Raw genomic sequence first — 6,352 nt, 5'->3', positions numbered from 1 at the left:
GATCGAGACCGACACCTTCGGCGGCACCCCGCTGGTGCTGGCCGAATACGGCCTGCAGGACCGTGCCTACGAGATCAACCTCAAGGCCGCCCGCCTCGCCCGCGAGGCCGCGGACAAATTTTCCACTCCCGATAAGCCGCGCTTCGTCGCCGGCTCGATGGGCCCCACCACCAAGGCGATCAGCGTCACCGGCGGCGTCACCTTCGAGGAGCTGATCGAGCACTTCGCCGCCCAGGCCAAGGCCCTCTACGACGGCGGCGTCGATTACTTCCTCCTCGAGACCTGCCAGGACACGCGCAACGTCAAGGCGGGCATTTTGGGGATCCAGCGCGTGTTGGAAAATGAAAAGGAACAGATCCCCATCGCCGTCTCGATCACCATCGAGCCGATGGGCACGATGCTGGCCGGGCAAGGAGTCGAGGCCCTGGCCGCCTCGCTCGAGCACGTCGACCTCCTCTACATAGGCCTCAACTGCGCCACCGGGCCGGAGTTCATGACCGACCACATCCGCACCCTCGCCGGCATGGCCGGGACCCGCGTCGCCTGCGTGCCCAACGCGGGCCTGCCCGACGAGGAGGGGCGCTACCTCGAGACCCCCGAGATGATCGCGGCGGTTTTAAGGCGCTTCGGCGAGGCGGGCTGGGTGAACCTTTTGGGCGGCTGCTGCGGGACCCACGCGGGGCACATCGAGGCCTTGAGCCGCCTGGCCCGCGAGCTCAAGCCGCGCGCCGTTCCCGAACGCCATGTCTCGACCTTGAGCGGCATCGACTACCTCGAGATCACCGACGACAAACGGCCCGTCCTGGTCGGCGAGCGGACCAACGTCATCGGCTCCCGCAAGTTCAAGAACCTCATCATCGAGGAGAAGTTCGAGGAGGCCGCCGAGATCGGCCGGGCCCAGGTTAAGCAGCTGGCGCAGATCGTCGACGTCTGCTTGGCCAACCCCGATCGCGACGAATTCGAGGACATGCGGCGCTTTTTGGAGGAGCTGATCAAGAAGGTTCGCGTGCCCCTGATGATCGATTCGACCGACGCGCGCGTCATCGAGATGGCGCTGACCTACAGCCAGGGCAAGGCGATCATCAATTCGATCAACCTCGAGGACGGCGAGGAGCGCTTCGAGTCGGTGGTTCCGCTCGCCAAGAAATTCGGCGCCGCCCTGGTCGTCGGAACCATCGACGAGGACAAGGTGCAGGGCATGGGGGTGAGCCGCGCGCGCAAGCTCGAGATCGCGCGCCGCTCCTACGACCTGCTGGTGGGCAAGTACGGCGTCAAGCCCGAGGACATCTATTTCGATCTCCTGGTCTTCCCGGTAGGCACCGGCGACGCGCAGTACAAGGGCTCGGCGGTCGAGACCATCGAGGGCATCCGCCTGGTGAAGGAGGCCTTTCCGCGGGTCAAGACCGTCCTGGGCGTCAGCAACGTCTCCTTCGGCCTCCCGCCCGCGGGCCGCGAGGTCTTGAACTCGGTCTACCTCTACCACTGCGTCAAGTCGGGCCTCGACTTGGCCATCGTCAACTCCGAGAAGCTGGAGCGTTACGCCTCGATCCCCGAGGAAGAAAAAAAGCTGGCCGAAGACCTGCTGTGGAACCGCGGCGCCGATCCCATCGCCGCTTTCGCCGCGCACTTCCGCGAGGCCTCCTCCCGCCTGGTGAAACCGAAGGAGGAGCTGCCGCTGGAAGAGCGCCTGCCGCGCTACATCCTCGAGGGCAGCAAGGAAGGCCTGCGCGAGGACTTGGACGAGGCGCTCAAGAAATACAAACCGCTTGAGATCATCAACGGCCCGCTGATGCGCGGGATGGACGAGGTCGGACGCCTCTTCAACAACAACGAGCTGATCGTGGCCGAGGTCCTGCAAAGCGCCGAGGCGATGAAGGCGGCGGTCAGCCACCTCGAGCCTTTCATGGAAAAGGCCGACAGCGGCGGTCGCGGCAAGGTCATCCTGGCGACGGTGAAGGGCGACGTCCACGACATCGGGAAGAACCTGGTCGACATCATCCTCAGCAACAACGGCTTCCACGTCGTCAACCTGGGCATCAAGATCCCGCCCGAGCAGCTGATCGCGGCGATCCACGAGCACAAGCCCGACATCGTCGGGCTCTCGGGCCTGCTGGTGAAGTCCGCCGAGCAGATGGTGATCACCGCCGAGGACTTGAGCAAGGCCGGGATCCAGACGCCCGTCCTGGTCGGCGGCGCCGCGCTTTCCGAAAAATTCACCGACAACAAGATCGCCCGCGCCTACGAGGGCTTCGTCGCCTACGCCAACGACGCGATGAACGGCCTGGAGCTCGCCAAGCGCATCCGCGACCCGCACGGCTTCAGCGAGCTCAAGCGGCAGCTCGAGGAGCGGCGCAAATCCGCCAAGCAGGAGACCTACGTCAAGGTAAGCGTCGCCCCGGCGGGCGAGACGCGATCCGCGGCGGTCGAGGCGTTGCAAGATTTTCCCCCACCGGCCGACCTCGAGCGGCACGTCCTGAAGAATACGCCGGTCGACCAGCTTTGGGATTACGTCAATCCCCTGATGCTCTACGGCCGGCACCTCGGGCTGAAGGGCGGACTGGTCAAGCTACTGGAAGCCGGGGATCTGAAGGCCCTGCGCGCGGCCGAGGGCGGGGAGAAGGCGCTGGAGGTCTACGAGACGGTCGAGGCCTTGAAAGCGGAGTGCCGGTCCCTGTTGAAGCCGAAGGCGGTCTTCCAGTTTTTCCGCGCGGCGAGCCGGGGAAATCGGGTCTTCCTCTACGACGCCGCCGGAAAAGAGCTGGCCTCGATCGCCTTTCCGCGCCAGGCCAAGCCCGAGGGCCTTTGTCTAGCCGACTACGTGGCCCCGCGCGCCCCGGGACAAGCCGCCTTGGACCATCTCGCGATGTTCGTCGTGGGCGTGGGCGAGGGGGTGCGCGAGCTCGGCGAGCGCTGGAAGGCCGAGGGGAAGTACCTCAAGAGCCACGCCTTCCAGGCCTTGGCCCTCGAGACGGCGGAGGGCTTCGCCGAATTCTTGCATGCCCGGCTGCGCGCGATGTGGGGCTTCCCCGATCCCCTCGACATGACGATGATGCAGCGCTTTCAGGCGAAGTACCGCGGCAAGCGCTATTCCTTCGGTTATCCGGCCTGCCCCAACCTCGAGGATCAGAAGATTTTGTTCGAGCTGCTCAAGCCCGAGGAGATCGGCGTCCAGCTGACCGAGGGCTTCATGATGGAGCCGGAGGCCTCGGTGTCGGCGCTCGTCTTCCACCATCCCCAGGCGGTCTATTTCGGCGTCGGCGATTCCGTCTAAAGGAAAGGCCGGCCCGGAGGTCCGGACCGGCCCTGTCTTTTGCCAGGAGGGAAGAGAAATCCGTCAGTAGACGCAGGCGACTTCCCGCGCGTCCACCACGCCGTTGCGGTTGTAGTCGCAGCGGCGTTCTTTCCAGGTGTTCACGTAGCGGTGGTTCATCGCGTAGCGCTCGCGCCAGCCGATGTAGCCGTTGCGGTTGAGGTCGTACTTGGCCTCGATCGGCGTGTTGACGCGGTAGTCGTGGTAACGATGATACGAGTGTTTGTGTTTTTTATGGTGGAATCTCGAGCAGGCCTGGGATTCCGCCGCCGAGAGCAGGGTGAATCCGCCCAAGAGCAGGGCGAGGGCCAAGAGCCAGGGTTTCGTCCTTCGCATGTGTGTCTCCTTTTCAGGTCTTGTTGAAGCTGGGAGGATTCGGGCCCGCCTCCTTCGTGAAGATAGACCCGGCGGGTGAGAAGGAGTTAAAGAGGGATGGAAAAGACCCCTCCCGGAAAGGGAGGGAGGCCGAGGTTTTTCCGATTCAAGGGCTTGAAACCTAACAATATTTATTTTTTGGACCCATCGAAGGCCTCGGGTTCCCCCAAGGCGCCGTTGAGGATATGCTGATCCCATGAAGCTCAGGTCCATATTTCTGTTTGCCGCGCTGTTCTCGATGCCCGCGGGACTCTTCGCCCAGGCCTCGGACGCCAATACCGCCGCGGCGGCGATTCGCGACTTCATGCTGGGGTATTACCTGAAGGACGAGGCCGCCCTGCGCCGCGTCCTTCCGGCGGGGACCGATCCGAAACCCTTGCTGGAGCACGCCGACCTTCCCGCCGAGCGGCAGGCCGCCTTTCGCATCCGGATCGAGGAGCTCAAGCCCGGCAAGACCTATCCCTCCGCGGCCGCGGACCCGAATCGCGCCATCGTGACCTTCAAGGTGGGCGAGGAGCCTTGGCTGCTGCCGGTCCTGCGCGAGGCGGAGGCCTGGAAGGTCGACCCGCGCTACGCCCTTGCGGCCCGTTCGGGATTCACCGATCAGGATCCGCGCGGCGTCATCCGGCGCTTCGCGGCCGGCCTTTTCGCCCGCGACAAGAAGGCCCTGGCCTCGGTCGTCCTGCTGCGCACCGAAAAGGAGCTCGACGCCATGCTCAAGGAAAACAAGTTGGGCTATGACGACCGCCAACGCCTCCGTGAATTGGCCGACCTGATGCCGATGGCGCCGACGCGGACGGGGGAAGACATCCTCTTCCCCAACGGCGAGCTGCGCACCGTCCTCAACGATGAGAGCGAGCAAACCTTCTTGGCCTTGATCGGCTTCTGCGAGCTGCCCTTCCGGGTGAAGAACATCGACGGCCTGTGGAAGGTGGTGCCGCAGCCCTACGCGGAGGCCCTGAAAGCGGCGGGCATGGCCGGAAAATAGCCGCGGGGCTTGCTTTCCAATGAAATCTCCGCTACCTGGCCGCATGCTCCGTCGGCTCGGGCTCGTCCTTGTCAATGTGCTCTTTTGGGCATTCTTCGTCGTCACCTCGATGGTGTTGGTGGTGGGCGCCTTCTTCCTGAGGGTCCTTACCAAGCCCTTCGACCCCAATTTGCGGGCCTTGCAGCAGTACAGCTGCTTTTGGTCCAGCCTCTACCTCTGGTTCAATCCCTTCTGGTCGCTGGAGAAGAGCGGCCTCGCCGGCGTCGACCGCCGCAAGGCCTACGTGATCGTCGCCAACCACCAGTCCATGGCGGACATCCTCTGCGTCTTCAATACCTACCTGCACTTCAAGTGGGTGGCGAAGAAATCCCTCTTCAAGGTGCCCCTGCTCGGCTGGAACATGAGCTTCAACGGCTACGTCCCCATCGACCGCGGCAACCCCGAGAGCCGGGAGGAATGCCTGCGGCGCTGCCGCGAGTGGTTGGACAAGGGCTCCTCAGTGTTTTTTTTCCCGGAGGGCAGCCGGTCCCACGACGGAAAACTTCGTCCCTTCAAGATCGGCGCCTTCCGCCTCGCCGTCGAGTCCGGTTACGACGTCCTTCCCATCGTGATCCGGAATTCCCTGCACGCCATCCCCAAGCACTCGCGCCTGCTCAGCGGCAAATCCCGGATGGAGCTGGAGGTCCTGCCGCCCATCGCCGTAACGCCCTATCAGGGGCAGGGGCTCGAGGCGGGGGCTGAGGCCCTGCGCCGCGAGGCCGAGGTTCGGATCGCCGCAAGGCTGGATGACAATTGTCCACAAGCCCCCATCGAAACTGGTCCCGAACAAGCCGTAATTTAAAGAAGTTTTTAAGTGCCTCTCTTTTGGGCTTATGTTACAAAGTCCCTACACCTCATCCAGAAAGGGAGGCTTATGACCCCAGAACAAGCACAGATGCAGATGCAAATGGAACAGGTCATGGGAAGCGGCGTGGGAATCGGTATCCTCGTCGGCTACCTGGTGGCCTACATCTTTTTCGCGTTCTGTCTGGCGAAGATCGGAGAAAAGCTCGGCGTGTCCTTCGGGAAGGGATTTATCATGTCCCTGATCCCGATCGTCAACATCGTGTTCATCCTCCAGCTCGCCCAGAAGCCTATCTGGTGGATCATCCTACTCATCATCCCGATCGTCAATTTGGTGATCTTGGTGCTGGTGTGGATGAAGATCGCCGAACGGCGCGGCAAGCCGGGATGGTGGGGCGTCTTGATGCTGATCCCCATCGCCAATTTCATCGTCCTCTTGATATTGGCCTTCGGGAAGGGCGGCGGGGCGGCGGCCACCGCGTAGCTGGTTTAACAAGGGCTGTTGAAAAAAACACCGGTGGTTGGGCCAAGCCGCCGTAGGCGGATTGGCGGGTCCCGAAAATCCGAAGGATTTTTTGGGCGTTATATGAAGCCGGATTTACTCCGGCGGGAATAAAATATTTTTTCAACAGCCTCCAATAGGGGCGCTTCGGCGCCCCGTTTTTTTACCGGCGGTCCGGCCCCTTTTTCCCGGGGTCCTTGTTGGGCGGATTCGAGGGGCGGTCTTCCGCACCGGGGCGGACGTTGGAGAGCGCCCGCGTGACCTCGGCGAAGAGGCCGGTGCGCGGGGGCCGGGCCGCGCTTGGGATGACGCCGCTGGCGGGCCGGTTGGGGGC

At 63.5% G+C, this 6,352-nt stretch carries 5 protein-coding genes; 4 read left to right on the top strand and 1 reads right to left on the bottom strand.

Annotated elements, in window-relative coordinates; translation table 11 throughout:
• A partial coding sequence (metH, locus tag FBR05_14285; protein MDL1873345.1) for a methionine synthase occupies positions 1-3,271 on the top strand: 3,271 nt, incomplete at its 5' end.
• 63 nt (positions 3,272-3,334) lie between these two features.
• Here the strand turns inward: metH and FBR05_14280 are convergent.
• Positions 3,335-3,646: a hypothetical protein gene (locus FBR05_14280; protein ID MDL1873344.1), complete on the bottom strand. Its 312-nt coding sequence runs from the start codon at positions 3,644-3,646 to the stop codon at positions 3,335-3,337.
• 235 nt (positions 3,647-3,881) lie between these two features.
• On the opposite strand from FBR05_14280, the gene FBR05_14275 reads away from it, so the two are divergent.
• The 3 genes from FBR05_14275 to FBR05_14265 all read left to right on the top strand — a co-directional run bounded on the left by FBR05_14275 (position 3,882) and on the right by FBR05_14265 (position 6,000).
• A complete protein-coding gene (locus tag FBR05_14275; protein MDL1873343.1) occupies positions 3,882-4,673 on the top strand; it encodes a hypothetical protein in 792 nt (263 codons plus the stop codon).
• Positions 4,674-4,692: 19 nt separating this feature from the next.
• Positions 4,693-5,514: a 1-acyl-sn-glycerol-3-phosphate acyltransferase gene (locus tag FBR05_14270; GenBank protein ID MDL1873342.1), complete on the top strand. Its 822-nt coding sequence runs from the start codon at positions 4,693-4,695 to the stop codon at positions 5,512-5,514.
• Between the two features lie 72 nt (positions 5,515-5,586).
• Complete coding sequence (locus FBR05_14265) at positions 5,587-6,000, top strand: signal peptidase I (GenBank protein ID MDL1873341.1); 414 nt, start codon at positions 5,587-5,589, stop codon at positions 5,998-6,000.
• The last annotated feature ends 352 nt before the right edge of the window (positions 6,001-6,352 follow it).

Source organism: Deltaproteobacteria bacterium PRO3, from assembly GCA_030263375.1.
Classification (GTDB): domain Bacteria; phylum UBA10199; class UBA10199; order DSSB01; family DSSB01; genus DSSB01.
Note: the sequence above shows the minus strand (reverse complement) of the source record. Positions and strands in the feature narration are given on the sequence as shown.

Coding starts and splice junctions, on each gene's coding strand:
- FBR05_14280 (MDL1873344.1), bottom strand. CDS start 3,646: ATGCGAAGGACGAAACCCTGGCTCTTGGCCCTCGCCCTGCTCTTGGGC.
- FBR05_14275 (MDL1873343.1), top strand. CDS start 3,882: ATGAAGCTCAGGTCCATATTTCTGTTTGCCGCGCTGTTCTCGATGCCC.
- FBR05_14270 (MDL1873342.1), top strand. CDS start 4,693: ATGAAATCTCCGCTACCTGGCCGCATGCTCCGTCGGCTCGGGCTCGTC.
- FBR05_14265 (MDL1873341.1), top strand. CDS start 5,587: ATGACCCCAGAACAAGCACAGATGCAGATGCAAATGGAACAGGTCATG.